Origin of the sequence: Mesorhizobium sp. M0590 (assembly GCF_040320905.1) — a bacterium.
Lineage (GTDB): Bacteria > Pseudomonadota > Alphaproteobacteria > Rhizobiales > Rhizobiaceae > Mesorhizobium.
The window spans coordinates 186,942-205,284 of sequence record NZ_JAMYQN010000012.1 but is presented as its reverse complement, the minus strand read 5'-3'; the positions used below and the strand labels follow the sequence as shown (position 1 = coordinate 205,284).

16 protein-coding genes and 1 tRNA gene are annotated in these 18,343 nt (G+C 62.1%); 1 reads left to right on the top strand and 16 read right to left on the bottom strand.

Annotation, left to right across the window (positions count from 1 at the left end):
• Window positions 1-608: 608 nt before the first annotated feature.
• On the bottom strand, window positions 609-1,991 hold the full coding sequence (locus NKI52_RS21020) for a DUF6538 domain-containing protein (RefSeq protein WP_352699379.1): 1,383 nt from the start codon (window positions 1,989-1,991) through the stop codon (window positions 609-611).
• Window positions 1,992-2,128: 137 nt separating this feature from the next.
• Window positions 2,129-2,213 (bottom strand) — tRNA-Leu (locus tag NKI52_RS21015).
• A gap of 175 nt (window positions 2,214-2,388) precedes the next feature.
• On the opposite strand from NKI52_RS21015, the gene lipB reads away from it, so the two are divergent.
• The gene (lipB, locus tag NKI52_RS21010; protein ID WP_352699377.1) at window positions 2,389-3,132 is read left to right on the top strand and encodes a lipoyl(octanoyl) transferase LipB; all 744 of its coding nucleotides are present in this window, start codon (window positions 2,389-2,391) and stop codon (window positions 3,130-3,132) included.
• Window positions 3,133-3,519: 387 nt separating this feature from the next.
• Here the strand turns inward: lipB and NKI52_RS21005 are convergent, their stop codons facing one another.
• From NKI52_RS21005 to nuoH, 14 genes are all read right to left on the bottom strand, one after another.
• On the bottom strand, window positions 3,520-4,203 hold the full coding sequence (locus NKI52_RS21005; RefSeq protein ID WP_023676610.1) for an ABC transporter ATP-binding protein: 684 nt from the start codon (window positions 4,201-4,203) through the stop codon (window positions 3,520-3,522).
• Window positions 4,200-5,486: a lipoprotein-releasing ABC transporter permease subunit gene (locus NKI52_RS21000; protein WP_352458234.1), complete on the bottom strand. Its 1,287-nt coding sequence runs from the start codon at window positions 5,484-5,486 to the stop codon at window positions 4,200-4,202. Before NKI52_RS21000 ends, NKI52_RS21005 begins: the two co-directional genes overlap by 4 nt.
• Window positions 5,483-6,811, bottom strand: a complete 1,329-nt coding sequence (gene proS, locus NKI52_RS20995; RefSeq protein WP_352570374.1) for a proline--tRNA ligase — start codon at window positions 6,809-6,811, stop codon at window positions 5,483-5,485. The genes NKI52_RS21000 and proS overlap by 4 nt, the downstream gene beginning before the upstream one ends.
• A gap of 560 nt (window positions 6,812-7,371) precedes the next feature.
• Window positions 7,372-7,656: a DUF1467 family protein gene (locus NKI52_RS20990; protein WP_023676613.1), complete on the bottom strand. Its 285-nt coding sequence runs from the start codon at window positions 7,654-7,656 to the stop codon at window positions 7,372-7,374.
• Window positions 7,653-8,057, bottom strand: coding sequence for a methylmalonyl-CoA epimerase (gene mce, locus NKI52_RS20985; protein ID WP_023676614.1), 405 nt, complete (start codon window positions 8,055-8,057; stop codon window positions 7,653-7,655). Before mce ends, NKI52_RS20990 begins: the two co-directional genes overlap by 4 nt.
• 140 nt (window positions 8,058-8,197) lie before the next feature.
• On the bottom strand, window positions 8,198-9,868 hold the full coding sequence (locus tag NKI52_RS20980) for a ribonuclease J (protein ID WP_352589718.1): 1,671 nt from the start codon (window positions 9,866-9,868) through the stop codon (window positions 8,198-8,200).
• Between the two features lie 119 nt (window positions 9,869-9,987).
• Window positions 9,988-10,809, bottom strand: a complete 822-nt coding sequence (locus NKI52_RS20975; protein ID WP_352589715.1) for a biotin--[acetyl-CoA-carboxylase] ligase — start codon at window positions 10,807-10,809, stop codon at window positions 9,988-9,990.
• Window positions 10,810-10,813: 4 nt separating this feature from the next.
• On the bottom strand, window positions 10,814-12,250 hold the full coding sequence (nuoN, locus tag NKI52_RS20970) for an NADH-quinone oxidoreductase subunit NuoN (RefSeq protein WP_352589712.1): 1,437 nt from the start codon (window positions 12,248-12,250) through the stop codon (window positions 10,814-10,816).
• Between the two features lie 18 nt (window positions 12,251-12,268).
• Complete coding sequence (locus NKI52_RS20965; RefSeq protein ID WP_352699375.1) at window positions 12,269-13,774, bottom strand: NADH-quinone oxidoreductase subunit M; 1,506 nt, start codon at window positions 13,772-13,774, stop codon at window positions 12,269-12,271.
• Window positions 13,774-15,747 (bottom strand): NADH-quinone oxidoreductase subunit L, encoded by a 1,974-nt coding sequence (nuoL, locus tag NKI52_RS20960; RefSeq protein WP_023676619.1) that lies wholly within the window; start codon window positions 15,745-15,747, stop codon window positions 13,774-13,776. Before nuoL ends, NKI52_RS20965 begins: the two co-directional genes overlap by 1 nt.
• 10 nt (window positions 15,748-15,757) lie before the next feature.
• Window positions 15,758-16,066 (bottom strand): NADH-quinone oxidoreductase subunit NuoK, encoded by a 309-nt coding sequence (gene nuoK, locus NKI52_RS20955; protein WP_023676620.1) that lies wholly within the window; start codon window positions 16,064-16,066, stop codon window positions 15,758-15,760.
• A 1-nt stretch (window position 16,067) separates the two neighbouring features.
• The gene (locus NKI52_RS20950; RefSeq protein ID WP_023676621.1) at window positions 16,068-16,688 is read right to left on the bottom strand and encodes an NADH-quinone oxidoreductase subunit J; all 621 of its coding nucleotides are present in this window, start codon (window positions 16,686-16,688) and stop codon (window positions 16,068-16,070) included.
• A gap of 118 nt (window positions 16,689-16,806) precedes the next feature.
• The gene (gene nuoI / locus NKI52_RS20945; protein ID WP_023676622.1) at window positions 16,807-17,298 is read right to left on the bottom strand and encodes an NADH-quinone oxidoreductase subunit NuoI; all 492 of its coding nucleotides are present in this window, start codon (window positions 17,296-17,298) and stop codon (window positions 16,807-16,809) included.
• Window positions 17,298-18,341: an NADH-quinone oxidoreductase subunit NuoH gene (nuoH, locus tag NKI52_RS20940; protein WP_023676623.1), complete on the bottom strand. Its 1,044-nt coding sequence runs from the start codon at window positions 18,339-18,341 to the stop codon at window positions 17,298-17,300. Before nuoH ends, nuoI begins: the two co-directional genes overlap by 1 nt.
• Window positions 18,342-18,343: the final 2 nt, after the last annotated feature.

Genomic DNA, 18,343 nt, shown 5'->3' with positions numbered 1-18,343 from the left:
TCCGCTAAACACGGGGGCTGCGCGGCGGACACGCCGACGTCACCGCAATGCCACGCCATTTTGCAGAACTTGACGCACACAACTCCAAATCCGGCATTGCCTGCGTCCTCCGATCGGTTTGGTCGGATCGGATGAGGCATTCCGGCCCGCCGACAGCCTGCGGATCGATTCGGTCTCGTGTCCGGTTCAAGGGCATCGACCCGTCTGAGTCCGCTCAGCAATTCATGTGGCCGGATGTGGCTAGCTGCATCTGACAGTGCAGAGTTGCCGCAAGCGTGTTTTCCGATTTCTACGTCGAAGTATCGCCGCTGCACGATGCGGGAGGCAAACCGCTTTTCTCACCTGCGCCTGCTGCCATTATCTCGTCTGTGTCATCGCCGAACAGGAAACAGACGGGACAGACAATGACCTGTGTTCTGCCACAGGTAAGCACTGTTCCTGAGCCCGTGACCTTAGACAGAATTGACCGCGCTCTGGATACGCTCGCCCTAGCTATCCACAAGGCTGGCAACAAAGGACGAGCGTATCTCCCGATTTACGAGCGTCTTGAACGGGAGAAGAAGAAATTGATTGCAGAGATGGCGCAATGCTGCGCGTCCAGGAACGGCTCAAACGATCTCGGGATCGAAAGGCAAAGCAATTTTTTTGAGTTCGTCTCGTCGCCATTGCAACGATCCGCCCGTACCATACTCTACACGCTCTATCGTATGGCCCATCAAGATTTTGCGAAGCTCGCTGTCGATACCTGCCTCCTTCATACGATCCTCGAAACTGTGCCGGAGGCAATAAATCTTGTGCTTCGGTGTCGGGAAAAGTTTGTGTGTTTTAAAGAATTTATTGAGGTTTGCAGAAAGCGCCTCTTCACGATTGCGGTAGCGCGGAAAGCCCTGCGGATTTTTCTTAAAAACTTCCAGCGCGACGCCTACCAGCGGTACATCTCGCACTGACCATTCGGTCTTGATCTCGCGCGGATCATCGGCGTCCTCTCGTGGGGTAATGCGAACATACGGAACCGGCGTGTCAAGGAAGATCACGGTCTCATCAAGATTGCATATCTCGCTTGGGCGTGTGCCTGTCTCGATCAGCGCCAGAACGCAGCGACGCGCTTGAGCATCCAGGGATGCTAAAGCGCCCGGCCTCATGATCTGATCGGTTATCCATTTGGGTTCGAATGACGGCCGTTTACGACGGCGCTTGCCACGCTCCGAAAAGCGGAGGTTATCGAATGGGGTGCCTTTTTGTTCCTCGCCCAAATGAGCGAAATAACGCCTGTAGAGATCCCGCATGTTGCCGAGGTCTCGATTGCCGGCAGACGCCGAATGTGTCGCGGCTCCGATGTCTGGCGGCGGCGCGATGCGCTTGAGCCAGAACCGGTAGAAGGTCAGTCCGTCTTCACGCGTGACGTCGCCGATCGGCTTGTCACCAACCAGGGCAACGAAATTGTTTACGGCTCTCTGCTTTACCTTCTTCCACATTCGGCGCTGCGACTGGCTCTTACCCGCGACTTCATGGGCCATGATCTCATCGGCGTAGAGATCAAAAGCTTTGGAGACTTTGACCGGCGGCACCTGCACCCCGCCGAGGAGAGCGTCGGCGACCGCGGGGGCCGCTTGAACGCGCTCCAGCGCCTCGACACGCTTTAAAATTGAATCGACATTCTGAAAGCCTGCCACCTGTCCATTTGAAAGGTAGGAAACGCCCATGGCTTCAGCCCGGCGAACGGCGTCGCGATACTGATCGAGTGCTGACCTTGTCTCGCCGCCGCAAAGAAGCACCGCCCACAGGGTCTTGTCCGCGTCTTCGAGCTTGTCGCGCATGGCACGTGCGAGGCGGCGTTCGTCCGTTCCCAGGGACTTGCGAATGAACCTGCCGCGATCGTCGATGCCGACCATCTTGGCGGGCATTCGCCGATGATAATAGAAAATTCCGTCGCGCTGGACGAGGTAGCGATCCGGGTCTCTGGCGGGCTCTGCGACGGCCTCTTTTCGCATGGGCCAAACTCGCGATGTATCTCAGTTTGTATCCCAAATTGTATCGCATTTCGGCAAGAACGCCAAGCGCCCTCATCAACGGGTGCTCTGCCGGACTGGAGTTTCAATGGCTTAGAGGGCCAAGTTCACGAATTTGATGGTGCGGTCGAGAAGACTCGAACTTCCACGGGTTGCCCCACAGCGACCTCAACGCTGCGCGTCTACCAATTCCGCCACGACCGCACGTGGTAGGAGCCGGAACCAACCGGCCCGCGGCGTGTAGCAAATCGTTTCCGGTGAAACAAGTGCACGGCCAGCAATAATCGGCCGGACATCGGCATAACTGTTCAAGGGCCGAACGTGCCGGAACTGGACGTTTGTACCGATTGCCGCCATATGAGTGGCGAGACGAGATATCATGACAGAACGCAGCCAGATCGCCACGTCGTTCCCGCCCTTGCCCGGCTCGGCGCCGGTCGAATGGCGCATCGAGCCGGGGCTCACCGCCTATCCCGATGCGCTCGCCGTGATGGAGGCGCGCGCCGAGGCAATCCGCAGCGGCGCCGCCGGCGAGATGGTCTGGCTGGTCGAGCACCCGCCGCTCTACACCGCCGGCACCAGCGCCCGCATCGAGGACCTGATCGAGCCGGACCGTTTCCCGGTCTTTGCCGCCGGGCGCGGCGGCGAATACACCTATCATGGGCCGGGCCAGCGCGTCGCCTACGTCATGCTCGACCTGAAGCGGCGGCGCGAGGATGTCCGCGCCTTCGTCGCCGCACTCGAACAATGGATCATCGGCTCGCTGGCCGCCTTCAACGTACGCGGCGAACGCCGCGAGGACCGCGTCGGCGTCTGGGTGGTTCGGCCGGACCGCCCCGCTTTGCCCGACGGCTCGGCGGCCGAGGACAAGATCGCCGCCATCGGCATCAGGCTGAGGCGCTGGGTGAGCTTTCACGGCATCGCCATCAATGTCGAGCCGGACCTTAGCCATTTCAGCGGCATCGTGCCGTGCGGCGTCCAGGATCACGGCGTCACCAGCCTTGTCGACCTCGGCCTTCCCGTGACCATGGCCGACCTCGACCTGGCGCTGAAATCCGCTTTCGAGGACGTGTTCGGGCCTGCCGCGGTGTCGCCTGTCGAAGTGTCCCGCAAGGCCGGCTGAAACACTCGCCCAATGCCTGCGCCAATATGCGAAGGCGGCCCTCGCTCATCAGCATCGAGCCCGCCCTTGAGCTCAATCCTCACATCGCGCCGATCCAGATTGCCATGGAAATGAGGAACGTGCTCATGCACACCAGCGAGACGACATCCTGAACAAGATCGGTCATAACTCTCTCCTGTTTTTAGTATGTTCGTATTTTGTTCTAATTTTGTTCGAATGTCAACGATCGCAGTCCGGGCGTCACCCGAATTGCGCTCGGTCATTTCGACAGGGTTAAGAAAGGGTTGAGAAGGAGATGCCGAGCGTTTCGGGGCCGACAGGCGCGCGAAAGCGGCGGGACGGCGCACGGCAGCTCGCGGGCCGTCATCGCCTCAATTGCAGCGCACCCTAAAGCGGCACAACCTTGCCGTCGGACAGCGTCACGCGGCGGTCCATGCGCGAGGCGAGCTCGTGATTGTGGGTGGCGATGAGCGCCGCCAGGCCCGATTGCCGGACCAGTGCTGCCAGCGCCTCGAACACATAGGAAGCGGTCACCGGGTCGAGATTGCCGGTCGGCTCGTCGGCCAAAAGCACCAGCGGCGCATTGGCGACGGCACGCGCAATGGCGACCCGCTGCTGCTCGCCGCCGGAGAGCTCGGAGGGGCGATGCTGTGCCCGCTTGCCGATCTGCATATAGTCGAGCAATTGCGCCGCCCGCTCGGCCGCCTCCTTGCGCGGCAGCCCTTTTATCAGCTGCGGCATCATGATGTTTTCCAGCGCAGAAAACTCAGGCAACAAATGATGGAACTGGTAGACGAAGCCGACATCGTTGCGGCGGATCGCCGTGCGCTCGTCGTCGGAAAGCCGGCCGCAGGCGCGCCCCGCCAGGATCACGTCGCCGGCGTCCGGTCGCTCCAGCAGCCCGGCCGTGTGGAGCAGCGTCGACTTGCCGGTGCCCGACGGCGCCACAAGCGCCACCATCTCGCCACGCTTCAGCGAAAAATCGGCGCCGTTCAGGATGGTCAGCTTGCGCGGCCCCTGTACATAATGGCGTTCGACGCTCTTCAGCTCGATAATGGCCTCGGCCATCATTCGTACCTCAGCGCTTCGACCGGATCGAGCCTGGCAGCGCGCCACGCCGGAAACAGTGTCGCCAGGAACGACAGCGCCAAAGCCATGAGAACGACCGAGATCGTCTCGCTGGCATCCATGCGCGCCGGCAGCTGGCTCAGGAAATAAAGCTCGGGATTGAACAGCCGCTCGTTGGCCAGCCAGGAGAAGAACTGGCGGATGCGCTCGACGTTGAGGCAGATCACGATGCCGAGCAGCACGCCGGCGATGGTGCCGACAACGCCGATCGCAGCCCCGGTCATCAGGAAGATGCGCAGGATCGCGCCGCGCGTGGCGCCCATGGTGCGCAGGATGGCGATGTCGTGGCCCTTGTCCTTCACCAGCATGATCAGGCCCGAAATGATGTTGAGCGCCGCCACCAGCACGATCAGCGTCAGGATCATGAACATGACGTTGCGCTCGACCTGCAGCGCGTCGAAAAACGTCTTGTTACGCTCCCGCCAATCGACGAGGGTGATCGGCCGTTGCGCCGCCTCTTCGACCTTCGGCTTCAGCGCGTCGATATTGTCGGGATTGTCGGCGTAGATCTCGATCGTCTGCGCCCTGCCGTCCATGTTGAAATAAAGCTGCGCTTCCGAAAACGGCATGTAGACGATGGAGCTGTCATATTCCGACATGCCGACCTCGAAGATCGCGGTTATCGGATAGCCTTTCATGCGCGGCGTCGTGCCGAGCGGCGTGACGTCGCCCTCGGGCGAGATCAGCGTGATGGTATCGCCGAGCACAAGGCCGAGATTCTCGGCCATGCGGCTGCCGATGGCGACTCCCTCGCCGGTGTCGAAGCCGACGATCGAGCCCGCCTTGATGTTGTTGGCGACGATCGTGATCTTGCCGAGATCCTCGCCGCGTATACCGCGCACCAGCGCGCCGGTGCCGCCGCCGACATTGCCTTGCGCCAGCACCTGCCCGTCGATCAGCGGAATGGCATATTTGACGCCGGGCACGCCGTTGATGCGGCCGGCGACCTGGTCATAGTCCTCCAGCGGCATGTCGAGCGGCTGCACGATCAGGTGCCCGTTGACGCCAAGGATGCGCGTCAGCAGTTCGGCGCGAAAGCCGTTCATGACCGCCATGACGACGATCAGCGTGGCAACGCCCAGCATGATGCCGAGGAAGGAGATCGAGGCGATCACCGAGATCACCGTCTCCTTGCGGCGCGAGCGCAGATAGCGCCACGCCACCATGCGCTCGAAGCCGGAAAAGGGTCCTGCCGCCGAAGGTTTGGCTGCTGCCGCTTCACTCATACGGCGGCACCGAAACGCTTTTTCACGTCGCCGATCGGCAGCGTCTCGCGCTCGCCGGTCCTGCGGTTCTTGATTTCGACCTCGCCGGCGGCGACACCACGCGGCCCGACGATCACCTGCCACGGGAGCCCGATCAGGTCGGCGGTGGCGAACTTGCCGCCCGGCCGCTGGTCGGTGTCGTCGTAGAGCACCTCCTTGCCGGCGGCGGCAAAGGCGGCATTCAGCTCGCGGCAGACGCGGTCGCATTCGGCATCGCCAGCCTTCATGTTGATCAGGCCGACATCGAACGGTGCCACCGCCTCCGGCCAGATGATGCCGTTATCGTCATGGCTGGCCTCGATGATCGCCGCGACCAGCCTGGACGGGCCGATGCCGTAGGAACCGCCAGAAACGAAATGATCCTTGCCGTCCGGCCCGGTCACCTTGGCGCCCATCGGCTTGGAATATTTGTCGCCGAAATGGAAGATATGCCCAACCTCGATGCCGCGCGCCGAGACCCTGTCGCCTTCGGAGAGCTTTTCCCATGCCGCCTCGTCATGCATTTCGTCGGTGGCGGCATAGGGCGTCGTCCACGTCTTGACGATGCCGCCGATCTCGGCGTCGTTCGAAAAATCGGTATCCGCCCCCGGCACCTCAAGCGAGAGATAGTCGCGATGGCAAAACACCTGGCTCTCGCCGGTGTCGGCCAGGATGATGAACTCATGGCTGAGGTCGCCGCCGATCGGCCCGGTGTCGGCGCGCATCGGAATGGCCTGCAGCCCCAGGCGCGTAAACGTCCTGAGATAGGACACGAACATGCGGTTATAAGCGGCCTTGGCGCCTTCATAATCGAGGTCGAAGGAATAGGCGTCCTTCATCAGGAACTCGCGCGAACGCATGACGCCGAAGCGCGGGCGCACCTCGTCGCGAAACTTCCACTGGATATGATAGAGGTTGAGCGGCAGGTCCTTGTAGGACTTGACATAGGAGCGGAATATCTCGGTGACCATCTCCTCGTTGGTCGGCCCGTAGAGCATATCGCGGTCTTGCCGGTCCTTGATGCGCAGCATCTCCTTGCCGTAGTCTTCATAGCGGCCGCTTTCGCGCCACAGCTCGGCCGATTGGATGGTCGGCATCAGGATTTCGAGTGCGCCGGCGCGATTCTGCTCCTCGCGAATGATCCGGCAGACCTTGTCCAGCACCCGCTTGCCGAGCGGCAGCCAGGAAAAGCTGCCCTGCCCCTGCTGGCGGATCATGCCGGCGCGCAGCATCAGCCGATGCGAGACGATCTCGGCCTCGCGCGGATTTTCTTTGAGAATGGGCAGGAAATAGCGCGACAAACGCATGGACTGGTCCGTGAGAGAGGATGGCGGCGCCGGAATCGGCGCAGCGCAGGCTTGCTTGCCCCGGCTTCATAGCCATTTCATGGCGGAATGGAAACCCGGCCCAAGCGCTGCACAGGCGCCGCAATTGCCGCACGCGGCTTGCTGGGCGTTTCGCAAGCAACGCCTGCCGTACTATTGTGCACTGCAGCACGAGATTGCCTGTTTCCGGGCAAAATTCTTCGTGACATTTTCACCCGCCTTAGGCTAGTGTGCCCCCATAACCGAGAGGGTAGAGAAAAATCTGCCCTCCTACGCGGTCAAAGTCTTGGGAGGATGCGATCTAGGCGCGGTAACTCGCTGCCGCCGGACACCGGAAACAGATCGGACGCGTTTAAATTGCAAGGCCTCGCGCCTTGCATTTTTTTTGTGCAATCATCTGGTTAGCACGACAGATTACCAAACTACATGACGTTGCGTCAGCCCAAACCCGCCCCGGCCTTTACTTTGGATTGACCTTGCTGGCTCAGCTTGATTTCAGAGCCTCGGCTAGGCTGGGATAGTCGGACACGGTAGGTAGCCGGCTAATGCGCTGGGCTCTGGTTGAAATCCGGCACGATGTGCGGGATGTCGTCGATACCGAGGCCAAGCCCTCTCGTGATGCCGTAGAAGATACCCATGAGGACCAGCGTGACGATCGTCGTGCGCAGCGCCGCGCGCAGCATGTGCGGTCCGCGCGGTGCGCTCGGAACCGTGCCAAGCGTCACGTCCCGATCCTCGTCCTGCGTCCGCATGCTGAACGGCAGGACGGCGAACAACACCACCCACCATGTGGCGAAGAACAGGGCGACAAACGAAACCCAACTCATGCTTGCTCCAGTTCGACCAGCGTGCCGAAGAAATCCTTGGGGTGCAGAAACAATACCGGCTTGCCATGTGCGCCGATCTTCGGATTGCCGTCGCCCAGCACGCGCGCGCCGCTGGCCTTGAGACGGTCGTGCGCCGCAACAATGTCGTCCACCTCATAGCAGACATGGTGCATGCCGCCGGACGGATTCTTCGCGAGGAATGCGGCGATCGGCGAGGCTTCGCCGAGAGGCTCGAGCAACTCGATCCTGGTGTTGCCGACGTCGACGAACACCACCGTAACGCCATGCTCCGGCAGCGCCTGCGGCGCGGTCACGCGAGCGCCAAGCGTATCGCGATAGACCGCCGCAGCCGCGGCCAGATCCGGCACCGCAAGCGCGACATGGTTGAGGCGTCCGAGCATAGCGTACTCCCGGGTTAGGGGAGTAGGGGAGTAAGGCAGTAGGGGAGTAGGGAAAAAAGGATCTAGAAGTGCATCTGTTTGCGCTCCTACCTCCTACTTCCCTACTCCCTTACTGCCCTACTCCCCTACTCCCTTGTTCGTCACCTCGTGACGAACACCGTCACCAGCGGCTTCTTGCCCCAGGCTTCGTTGGCCGCGCCGCGCACCGCGCGCCGCACTGCCTCCTGGACCAGGTCGAGGTCTTTTCGGCGCTGGCGGGGGATGGAGTCCACGGCGCCGATTGCCGCATCGATCATCAGGTCTTCCAGGCTCTCGCCGCTGCCGTCGGCCTCGGCGACGCCGATGGCGACGAGATCGGGATCGCCGGCAAGCTCGTATTTGTCGTCGAGCACGACATTGACGGCGACATGGCCGGCAAAGGACAGCTTGCGGCGGTCGCGAATGCCCATCGCCTGGTCGGTGCCGATCAGCCTTCCGTCCTTGTAGATGCGGCCGAACGGCACCTGGTCGATGATGGCGGCGGCACCCGGATACAGCCTGAGCATGTCGCCGTCGCGCACCTGCGCGACCTGGCCGATGCCGGACGTCGACATCAGCGAGCCCTGCGCCACCAGATGCGCCGCTTCGCCATGCACGGGAACGCCGATCTGCGGCCGCACCCATTCATACATCTTGCGCAATTCGCTGCGGCGTGGATGGCCGGAGACATGCACCAGCGCATCGCCGTCCTCGATGATCTTGATGCCGAGATCGATCAGGCGGTTCTTGATTTCGAGGATCGCCTTCTCGTTGCCGGGAATGGTGCGCGAGGAAAACACCACCGTGTCGCCGGCCGTCAGCGCCACCGACTTCATCTCGTCGCGCGACAGCTTGGCAAGTGCGGCAAGCGGCTCGCCCTGGCTGCCGGTGCAGATGATGACGAGGTTTTCGCGCGGGATGAAGCCGTAATCCTCCTCGGCGATGAATTCCGGCAACCCGTCCATATAGCCGAGTTCATCAGCCACATCGATGACGCGCTTCATCGAGCGGCCAATCACCAGGCACTGGCGGCCGGCATCCCGCGCCGCCTTGGCGATGGAGACGATACGCCCGACATTGGAGGAGAAGCTGGTGACGGCGACCCGGCCCTTGGCGTTCTGGATGACGCTCTTGAGGCCCTCGCCCACCGCCACTTCGGACGGCGATTCCCCTTCCCGCATCGCATTGGTGGAATCGCAGACCAGCGCCAGCACACCCTTGTCGCCATAGGCTCGGAAGCGCGCCTCGTCGGTCATCGGCCCGACCGTCGGCGCCGGATCGATCTTCCAGTCGCCGGTATGGATGACGACGCCGGCCGGCGTCGTGATCGCCAGCGACATCGGTTCGGGAATGGAGTGCGCAACAGGGATGGCCTCGATCTCGAACGGGCCGACGGTGAATTTCTCGCCGGCCCGGTAGATCGTCACCGGGATCTTCGGCGCCCCTTGCTCGCCCTGCCGCTTGGCTTCCAGCAGGCCGGCGCTGAACGGCGTCATCCACACCGGCGCCTTGAGCTTCGGCCAGATGTCGTGGAGCGCGCCGTAATGGTCCTCATGCGCATGGGTGATGACGATGCCGCGCAGATTGGCGACATTCTCCTCGATGAAACGCGTGTCGGGCAGAACCAGGTCGACGCCGGGCAGGGTTGCATCGGGAAAAGTGACGCCGACGTCGACCACGATCCATTCGCGCGCATTGGCCGGCCCATAGCCGTAGAGGGCGAAGTTCATGCCGATCTCGCCGACACCGCCGAGCGGCACGAAGACAAGTTCGGCGTTTTCCGCTATCGCCATGGTCTTTCCTTCCTTGCCGGTCAAAATTGTGGGCCGGTCAAAATTGTCGGCCGGTCAAAATTGTCGGCCGGTCAAATTCAAGCTGGTCAAATACCTGGCCAGTCAAACGTATTGGCCAGTCAAACGCCGGCCGAGGCAACCGCGCCGAAATGCACGTCGCCGGCGGCGATCGTCAGAACCGAACCTTGATCGTCGCGGATCACGAAACGGCAGTCCTCGTCAATGGTCTCGAAGGTGCCGCGCACCACATTACCGTCAATTCTGACAGCAACCTGCCCGCCAAGCCCCGCCGCACGCGCCAGCCACCGCCGCCTGACGGCGGCAAGCCCGCGCCCTTCGTTCCACAGCCGCGCATTCTCGCTCCATGTATCCGACAGCGCCAGGAACAGCGTCTCGGCATCGCAAGCAGACCCCAGCGCGCTGAGCGACGTCGCTGGATAAGGCAAATCCTCAGGGTATGCCACCACGTTGACGCCGACACCGACAGCCACCGCGGAACGGCCACCATCCAGCATCGCCGATTCCAGCAGGATGCCGGCGAGCTTGGCGCCCGAGGCAAGCACATCGTTGGGCCATTTCAGTTCGAAACGGTTCTTGCCTTGGCTCGCACCATCGAGGCCGATCGCGATCCTGCCCTTCGGCACGACAGCGTCGAGCGCGTCGGCCAGCGCCAGTCCGGCAACGAAGCCGAGCGTCGCGGCAAGCCGAAGCTCGGTGTTGGTGATCACCAGCAACGTCGCTGCCAGATTGCCCTCGGGCGTCGCCCAGGCGCGGCCACGGCGGCCACGCCCGGCTTCCTGCTTTTTGGAGACGACCCAGAGTTTGCCCGGATCGCCGGCCCGTGCATGCTCCAGCGCCAGCGCGTTGGTGGAGCCGACCGTGTCGTGCGCCTCGAGCCGGAACCCGTCCGAAGCCGCGGTTGGAGCCAGCCTGAAAGTCATTCCGTCAGAAGAAGGTCTTGGCCGCGGCTGCGGCGTAGGTTCCGATCGGGCCGCCGATCAGCACGTAGAACAGCACGAAGGCGCCACAGACACCGAGCACGACGCGCAGTTCGGACGCCATCGGCACGAAGCCGCCGACCGGTTCGTCGAACCACATGATCTTGATGATACGCAGATAATAGTAGGCGCCCACCACAGAGGCGAGCACGCCGATGATCGCCAGCGCGTAGAGGTTGGCATTGATGGCGGCGAGGAACACGTACCATTTCCCCCAGAAGCCGGCGAGCGGCGGGATGCCGGCCAGCGAGAACATCAGGATGGTGAGGATCGTCGCCATGATCGGATTGGTCGCCGACAGGCCGGCGAGATCGCTGATCTGCTCGACATTGCCCTCCTTGCGCCGCATGGCGAGGATGAAGGCGAAGGTGCCGAGCGTCATCACCAGATAGATCAGCATGTAGATGGCGACGCCGCGCACGCCATCCTGGCTGTTCGCGGCAAGGCCGACCAGCGCATAACCCATATGACCGATGGAGGAATAGGCCATCAGCCGTTTGATGTTGGTCTGGCCGATGGCCGCAAAGGCACCAAGCGCCATCGAGGCGATCGAGATGAAGACGATGATCTGCTGCCAGTCGGCGGCGATCGGCTTGAAGGCGCCCATGGTGACGCGCACCATCAGCGCCATCGCCGCCATCTTCGGTGCCGCCGCCAGAAAAGCCGTCACCGGCGTCGGCGCGCCTTCATAGACGTCGGGCGTCCACATATGGAACGGCACCGCCGAGATCTTGAAGGCAAGGCCGGCCAGCACGAAAACCAGGCCGAAGACGAGCCCAAGCTGGCGCTCACCGCCGCTCAGCGCCGTGGCGATCTCCTGGAAGCCGGTGTTGCCGGTGTAGCCGTAGACCAGCGAGATACCGTAAAGCAGCATGCCCGACGACAGGGCGCCAAGGACGAAATACTTCAGCCCGGCCTCGGTCGAGCGCAGATTGTCCCGGTTGATCGCCGCCAGCACGTAGATCGCCAGCGATTGCAGCTCGAGGCCGAGATAGAGCCCGATCATGCCGTTGGCCGAGATCATCAGCATCATGCCGAGCGTGCAGAGCAGGATCAGCACCGGATATTCGAACTTGTCGAAACGCTCCGCCTGGGCAAAGCGGACCGACATGACCAGCGTCACCGCCGAGCCGACGAGCGCCAGCACCTTCATGAAGCGGGCGAACGGATCCTGGATGAAGGCTTCGCTATAGGCGTTGCCCTGTCCCGGCGAAAAGACCAGCCAGGCGCCGGCGATCACCAGCACGGCGACGGCAAGGCCGCTCACCGTGACAGTGGTGTTGGCGCGCGAATAGGCGCCGAGCATCAACAGCGCCAAGGCGCCGATGGCGAGGATCAGCTCTGGCGTCGAGAGCGACAGGCTTGAGAGAAGGTCCGGCGTCATGGTTCGCAAAACCCCCAGTCAGTTCGCCGCCGCGGTCTGCGCGGCGCCGATGGATGCGGTGACATTGGTAACGAGCGCCTTGACCGATTCGGCGGTCGCGTCGAAGATCGGCGCCGGATAGACGCCGAAGAAGATGACCAGCGCGACCAGCGGATAGATGATCACCTTCTCGCGCGTCGACAGGTCGAGCAGGCCTTTCAGGCTTTCCTTGGTCAGCGCGCCGAAGATCACCTTGCGGTAGAGCCAGAGCGCATAGGCCGCCGAAAGGATGACGCCGGTGGCGGCGAAGAACGCTACCCAGGTGTTGACCCGGAACACGCCGAGCATGGTCAGGAACTCGCCGACGAAGCCGCTGGTGCCGGGCAGGCCGACATTGGCCATGGTGAAGATCATGAACACGGTTGCATATTTCGGCATGTTGTTGACCAACCCGCCATAGGCGTCGATGTCACGCGTATGCATGCGGTCGTAGACGACGCCGACGCAGAGGAACAGCGCGCCGGAGACCAGGCCGTGCGACAGCATCTGAAAGATCGAACCCTGGACGCCTTCCTGGTTCATCGCGAAGATGCCCATGGTAACGAAGCCCATGTGAGCGACCGACGAATAGGCGATCAGCTTCTTCATGTCCTCCTGCATCAGCGCCACCAGCGAGGTGTAGATGATGGCGACAACGGAGAGCGTGAAGATCAGCGGCGCGAACATTTCGGATGCGATCGGAAACATCGGCAGCGAAAAGCGCAGGAAGCCGTACCCACCCATCTTGAGCAGGATGGCGGCCAGGATCACCGAGCCGGCCGTCGGCGCCTCGACATGCGCGTCCGGCAGCCAGGTGTGCACCGGCCACATCGGCATCTTCACCGCGAAGGACGCGAAGAAGGCAAGCCATAGCCAAGTCTGCATATTGGCCGGGAAGTTGTGGGTCAGAAGCGTCGGGATGTCGGTGGTGCCGGACTGGAAGAACATCGCCATGATGGCGAGCAGCATCAGCACCGAGCCGGCCAGCGTATAGAGGAAGAACTTGAACGAGGCATAGACGCGCCGCTTGCCGCCCCACACGCCGATGATGATGAACATCGGGATCAGGCCGGCTTCGAAGAAGACATAGAACAAGACGATGTCGAGCGCGCAGAACACGCCGATCATTAGCGTCTCGAGCAGCAGGAAGGCAATCATATAGGCCTTGACGCGCTTCTCGATCGATTCCCACGAGGCGAGGATGCAGAGCGGCATCAGGAAGGTGGTCAGGACGACGAACAGCATGGAGATGCCGTCTACGCCCATATGATAGGAGATGCCGGAATCCAGCCAGGCAAACTGCTCGACGAACTGGAAGCCGGGCTGCGAATTGTCGAAGCCGGTCCAGATGAACAGCGAAATCACAAACGTGAACGCGGTCGTGAACAGTGCTATGGCGCGGATGTTGCGGCGCGCGTTCTCGCTGTCGTCACGCACGAAAAGGATGAGCAGCACACCAACCAGCGGCAGGAAGGTGACCAGCGATAGGATCGGCCAGGCGGTCATCAGAGCATCATCCAGGTGACGAGTGCGGCAACGCCGATCAGCATGGCGAAGGCATAGTGGTAAAGATAGCCGGTCTGCAGCTTGACGACCCGGTTGGTGACGTCGACGACGCGCGCCGAAATGCCGTCCGGCCCGAGCCCGTCGATGACGGTGCCGTCGCCGGTCTTCCACAGGAAGCTGCCGAGGCGCTTTGCCGGCCGCACGAACAGGAAGTCGTAGAGCTCGTCGAAATACCATTTGTTGAGCAGGAAGGCGTAGAGCAGGCGATGGTTGGCGGCGACGCTCCGAGGCATTTCCGGCGCGCGAATATAGAACTGCCAGGCAATCGCAAAGCCGATCAGCATGGCGATGAACGGTGACAGCTCGACCCACAACGGCACTTCGTGGATTTCGTGCAGGATGTGGTTGTCCGGCAGCGTGAACAGCGACGCCTTCCAGAATTCGGCATAGCCCTCGCCGAAGAAGGCGCCGTGGAAGATCACGCCGGCAAACAGCGCGCCCGCCGCCAGGATGAACAGCGGCACCAGCATGACCGGCGGCGATTCATGGACATGGTGCATGACCTCGTGGCTGGCCCGCGGCTCGCCGTGGAAGGTCATGAAGATCAGCCGCCAGGAGTAGAAGGAGGTGAAGCAGGCAGCAATGACCAGCAATATGAAGGCAAACGCGGCGACCGCATTGTGGCCGGCGAAGGCCGCTTCGATGATGGCGTCCTTGGAAAAGAAGCCGGCCGTGCCGATGATCGTTACCGGGATGCCGACACCGGTCAGCGCCAGCGTGCCGATCACCATCATCCAGTACGTTTTCGGAATGAGCGTCCTCAGGCCGCCCATCTTGCGCATGTCCTGCTCGTCGGAGACGGCGTGGATGACCGAGCCCGAGCCGAGGAACAGCAGCGCCTTGAAGAAGGCGTGCGTGAACAGATGGAAGATCGCCGCGCCATAGGCGCCGACGCCGAGCGCCACGAACATGTAGCCGAGCTGCGAACAGGTCGAATAGGCGATGACGCGCTTGATGTCGTTCTGGACGAGACCGACTGTCGCCGCGAAGAAGGCGGTGAAGGCGCCGATGAAAGTGACCACGGTCAATGCCGAATGCGACAGCTCGAACAGCGGCGACAACCGCGCCAGCATGAACACGCCTGCCGTCACCATGGTCGCGGCATGGATCAGTGCCGAGACCGGCGTCGGGCCTTCCATGGCATCCGGCAGCCAGGTGTGAAGCGGCACCTGCGCCGACTTGCCCATGGCGCCCATGAACAGGAGCAGGCAGACAACCGTCATCGCAGCCTGCTTGTCGAGCGCATAGCCGAGGAAGGTCAGCACGGCCGGGCCTTGCGGCGCGCCTTCCGCCGGAATGAACGTCGCCGCATTGGCGAAGATGGTGCCGAGATTGACCGAGCCGAACAGCACGAACACGCCGAATATGCCGAGCGCAAAGCCGAAATCGCCGACGCGGTTGACGACGAAGGCCTTGATCGCAGCCGCATTGGCCGACGGCTTCTTGTACCAGAAGCCGATCAGCAGATAGGAGGCAAGGCCGACGCCTTCCCAGCCGAAGAACATCTGCACGAGGTTGTCGGCCGTCACCAGCATCAGCATGGCGAAGGTAAACAGCGACAGATAGGCGAAGAAGCGCGGCCGGTCCGGATCGTGATGCATGTAGCCGATCGAGTAGATATGGACCAGCGACGACACCGTGTTGACAACTACCAGCATCACCACCGTCAGCGTGTCGATCCTGAGCGCCCAGGACGCCTCCAGCCCGCCCGACTGGATCCAGCGCATCACCGGCACGGTGAACACCTCTCCGCCGCCGAAGCCAACCGAGAAGAAGGCGACCCACGACAGCACGGCCGCGATCACCAGGAAGCCCGAGGTGATGTATTCGGAAGCCTTGGCCCCGAGCGAGGTGCCGAACAGGCCGACGATCAGAAAGCCGAGCAGCGGAAGGAAGACGATGGCCTGATACATGGTGGTTCCGTCAACCCTTCATCATGTTCACGTCTTCGACCGCGATCGAGCCGCGGTTGCGGAAGAAGACGACGAGAATGGCAAGGCCGATCGCCGCTTCGGCCGCCGCGACCGTCAGCACGAACAGTGCGAACACCTGGCCGACCAAATCGCCGAGCGCCGCCGAAAAGGCGACGAAATTGATGTTGACCGCAAGCAGGATCAGCTCGATCGACATCAGGATGACGATGACGTTCCTGCGGTTCAGGAAGATGCCGAACACGCCGAGCGTGAACAGGATCGCCGATACGGTCAGGTAGTGCGCGATGCCGACGACCATCTCAGACTCCTTCGCCCGTCTTGACCTTGCGGATTTCCACTCCGGTTGCCGCCGTGCGGCCGACCTGGGCGGCGATCGACTGCCGCTTGACGCCCGGCTTGTGGCGCAGCGTCAGCACGATGGCGCCGATCATGGCGACCAGCAGCACCAGCCCCGCTACCTGGAAGTAATAGAGGTAATCCGTATAGAGGATGTCGCCGAGCGCTGCCGTGTTGGAGCGCGCGGCCAGGTCCGGAATGGGTTTCGCGACCGTCGCCGCCAGTTTCGGCGCGAATGTATAGCCGCCGAGCACCACGATCAGCTCCGCCGCCAGGATCAGCCCGACCAGCGCGCCGATCGGTGCATATTGCAGGGCGCCTTCCTTCATTTCGGCGAAGTCGACGTCGAGCATCATGACGACGAACAGGAACAGCACCAGCACCGCGCCGACATAGACGACGAGCAGGATCATCGCCAGGAACTCGGCGCCGGTCAGCATGAACAGGCCGGCGGCGTTGAAGAAGGTCAGGATCAGGAACAGCACCGAATGCACGGGATTGCGCGCCGATATGACCATGAACGCCGATGCCACCGCGACAAAGGCGAAGAGGTAGAAAAAGGCCGCCTCTAGTCCACTCAGCATGGGTTCCCCCGGGTTTCCTGTCAGAACAGGACGTTCGTCCTGTTTTTTGCCACCGCCTCCGGTCGGCAAGTTGCGTGTTCCTTAAACCAGGCCCCTCGCCCCGTCCATGCGTCAAATATCAGCGGTAAGGCGCATCCAGCGAGATGTTGCGCGCCAGCTCACGCTCCCAGCGGTCGCCATTGGCCAGGAGCCTGTCCTTGTCGTAATAAAGCTCCTCGCGCGTTTCCGTCGCGAATTCGAAATTCGGCCCCTCGACAATGGCGTCGACCGGGCAGGCTTCCTGGCAGAAGCCGCAATAAATGCATTTCACCATATCGATGTCGTAGCGCACGGTGCGCCGTGTGCCGTCGTTGCGGCGTGGGCCGGCTTCGATGGTGATGGCCTGTGCCGGGCAGATCGCCTCGCACAGTTTGCAGGCGATGCAGCGTTCCTCGCCGTTCGGATAGCGGCGCAGCGCATGTTCGCCGCGGAAGCGCGGGCTGACCGGCCCCTTTTCATGCGGATAGTTGATCGTCTCCTTCGGCGCGAAGAACTGGCGCATCGACAGGAAGAAAGCGCTGACGAAATCCTGCAAAAGCAGTGACTTGGCGGCCTGGGATAATGCTGACATCAGGCAAACCCGGTGAGTTTGAGAAAGGCGGCGGTGGCGACCACCATGAACAGCGAGATCGGCAGGAAGACCTTCCAGCCGAGCCGCATCAGCTGGTCGTAGCGATAGCGCGGCACGAACGCCTTCACCATGGAGAACATGAAGAACACCAGGCAGACCTTGAGCACGAACCAGATGAGCCCCGGCACCCAGGTGAAGGGTGCGAAGTCGAAGGGCGGCAGCCATCCGCCGAGGAACAATATGGTGGCCAGTGCGCACATCAGGACGACGGCGACATATTCGCCGAGGAAGAACAACAGGAACGGCGTCGAGGAATATTCGACCATATGGCCGGCGACGAGTTCCGATTCGGCTTCCACAAGGTCGAAGGGCGGCCGGTTGGTCTCGGCCAACGCCGAGATGAAGAAGACGATGAACATCGGGAACAGCGACAGCCAATGCCAGTCGAGGAAGGTGTTGGGCAGGCCGAGCCGCGTGCCCAGCCCGTCCTGTTGCGACAAGACGATGTCGGACAGGTTGAGCGAGCCGACGCAAAGCAGCACGGTGACGATGACGAAGCCGATCGAGACCTCGTAGGATACCATCTGCGCCGCCGAGCGCAGTGCGCCGAGGAACGGGTATTTCGAATTGGAGGCCCAGCCGCCCATGATGACGCCATAGACCTCGAGCGAGGAGATGGCGAAGACATAGAGGATGCCGACATTGACGTTGGCGATCGCCCAGCCTTCATTGACCGGTATGACCGCCCAGGCGGAGATCGCCAGCACCGCCGACACCAAAGGCGCCAGCAGGAAAACGCCCTTGTTGGCGCCGGACGGGATGACCGGCTCCTTGAAGACGAATTTCAGCAGATCGGCGAAGGCCTGCAGTGTGCCCCATGGGCCAACGACATTCGGGCCTCGGCGCAATTGCACCGCCGCCCAGATCTTGCGGTCGGCGTAAAGCACATAGGCGACGAAGATCAACAGAACGACGATCAGCACGACCGACTTCAAAAGGATCAGCAGCGCCGGCAGCACGTAGAAGGAGAAGAAGGTGTCCATGT

What these genes read in the sequence shown, in the direction of transcription:
- NKI52_RS21020 (WP_352699379.1), bottom strand. Translation starts at nt 1,991, where the DNA reads ATGCGAAAAGAGGCCGTCGCAGAGCCCGCCAGAGACCCGGATCGCTAC.
- lipB (WP_352699377.1), top strand. Translation starts at nt 2,389, where the DNA reads ATGACAGAACGCAGCCAGATCGCCACGTCGTTCCCGCCCTTGCCCGGC.
- NKI52_RS21005 (WP_023676610.1), bottom strand. Translation starts at nt 4,203, where the DNA reads ATGATGGCCGAGGCCATTATCGAGCTGAAGAGCGTCGAACGCCATTAT.
- NKI52_RS21000 (WP_352458234.1), bottom strand. Translation starts at nt 5,486, where the DNA reads ATGAGTGAAGCGGCAGCAGCCAAACCTTCGGCGGCAGGACCCTTTTCC.
- proS (WP_352570374.1), bottom strand. Translation starts at nt 6,811, where the DNA reads ATGCGTTTGTCGCGCTATTTCCTGCCCATTCTCAAAGAAAATCCGCGC.
- NKI52_RS20990 (WP_023676613.1), bottom strand. Translation starts at nt 7,656, where the DNA reads ATGAGTTGGGTTTCGTTTGTCGCCCTGTTCTTCGCCACATGGTGGGTG.
- mce (WP_023676614.1), bottom strand. Translation starts at nt 8,057, where the DNA reads ATGCTCGGACGCCTCAACCATGTCGCGCTTGCGGTGCCGGATCTGGCC.
- NKI52_RS20980 (WP_352589718.1), bottom strand. Translation starts at nt 9,868, where the DNA reads ATGGCGATAGCGGAAAACGCCGAACTTGTCTTCGTGCCGCTCGGCGGT.
- NKI52_RS20975 (WP_352589715.1), bottom strand. Translation starts at nt 10,809, where the DNA reads ATGACTTTCAGGCTGGCTCCAACCGCGGCTTCGGACGGGTTCCGGCTC.
- nuoN (WP_352589712.1), bottom strand. Translation starts at nt 12,250, where the DNA reads ATGACGCCGGACCTTCTCTCAAGCCTGTCGCTCTCGACGCCAGAGCTG.
- NKI52_RS20965 (WP_352699375.1), bottom strand. Translation starts at nt 13,774, where the DNA reads ATGACCGCCTGGCCGATCCTATCGCTGGTCACCTTCCTGCCGCTGGTT.
- nuoL (WP_023676619.1), bottom strand. Translation starts at nt 15,747, where the DNA reads ATGTATCAGGCCATCGTCTTCCTTCCGCTGCTCGGCTTTCTGATCGTC.
- nuoK (WP_023676620.1), bottom strand. Translation starts at nt 16,066, where the DNA reads ATGGTCGTCGGCATCGCGCACTACCTGACCGTATCGGCGATCCTGTTC.
- NKI52_RS20950 (WP_023676621.1), bottom strand. Translation starts at nt 16,688, where the DNA reads ATGCTGAGTGGACTAGAGGCGGCCTTTTTCTACCTCTTCGCCTTTGTC.
- nuoI (WP_023676622.1), bottom strand. Translation starts at nt 17,298, where the DNA reads ATGTCAGCATTATCCCAGGCCGCCAAGTCACTGCTTTTGCAGGATTTC.
- nuoH (WP_023676623.1), bottom strand. Translation starts at nt 18,341, where the DNA reads ATGGACACCTTCTTCTCCTTCTACGTGCTGCCGGCGCTGCTGATCCTT.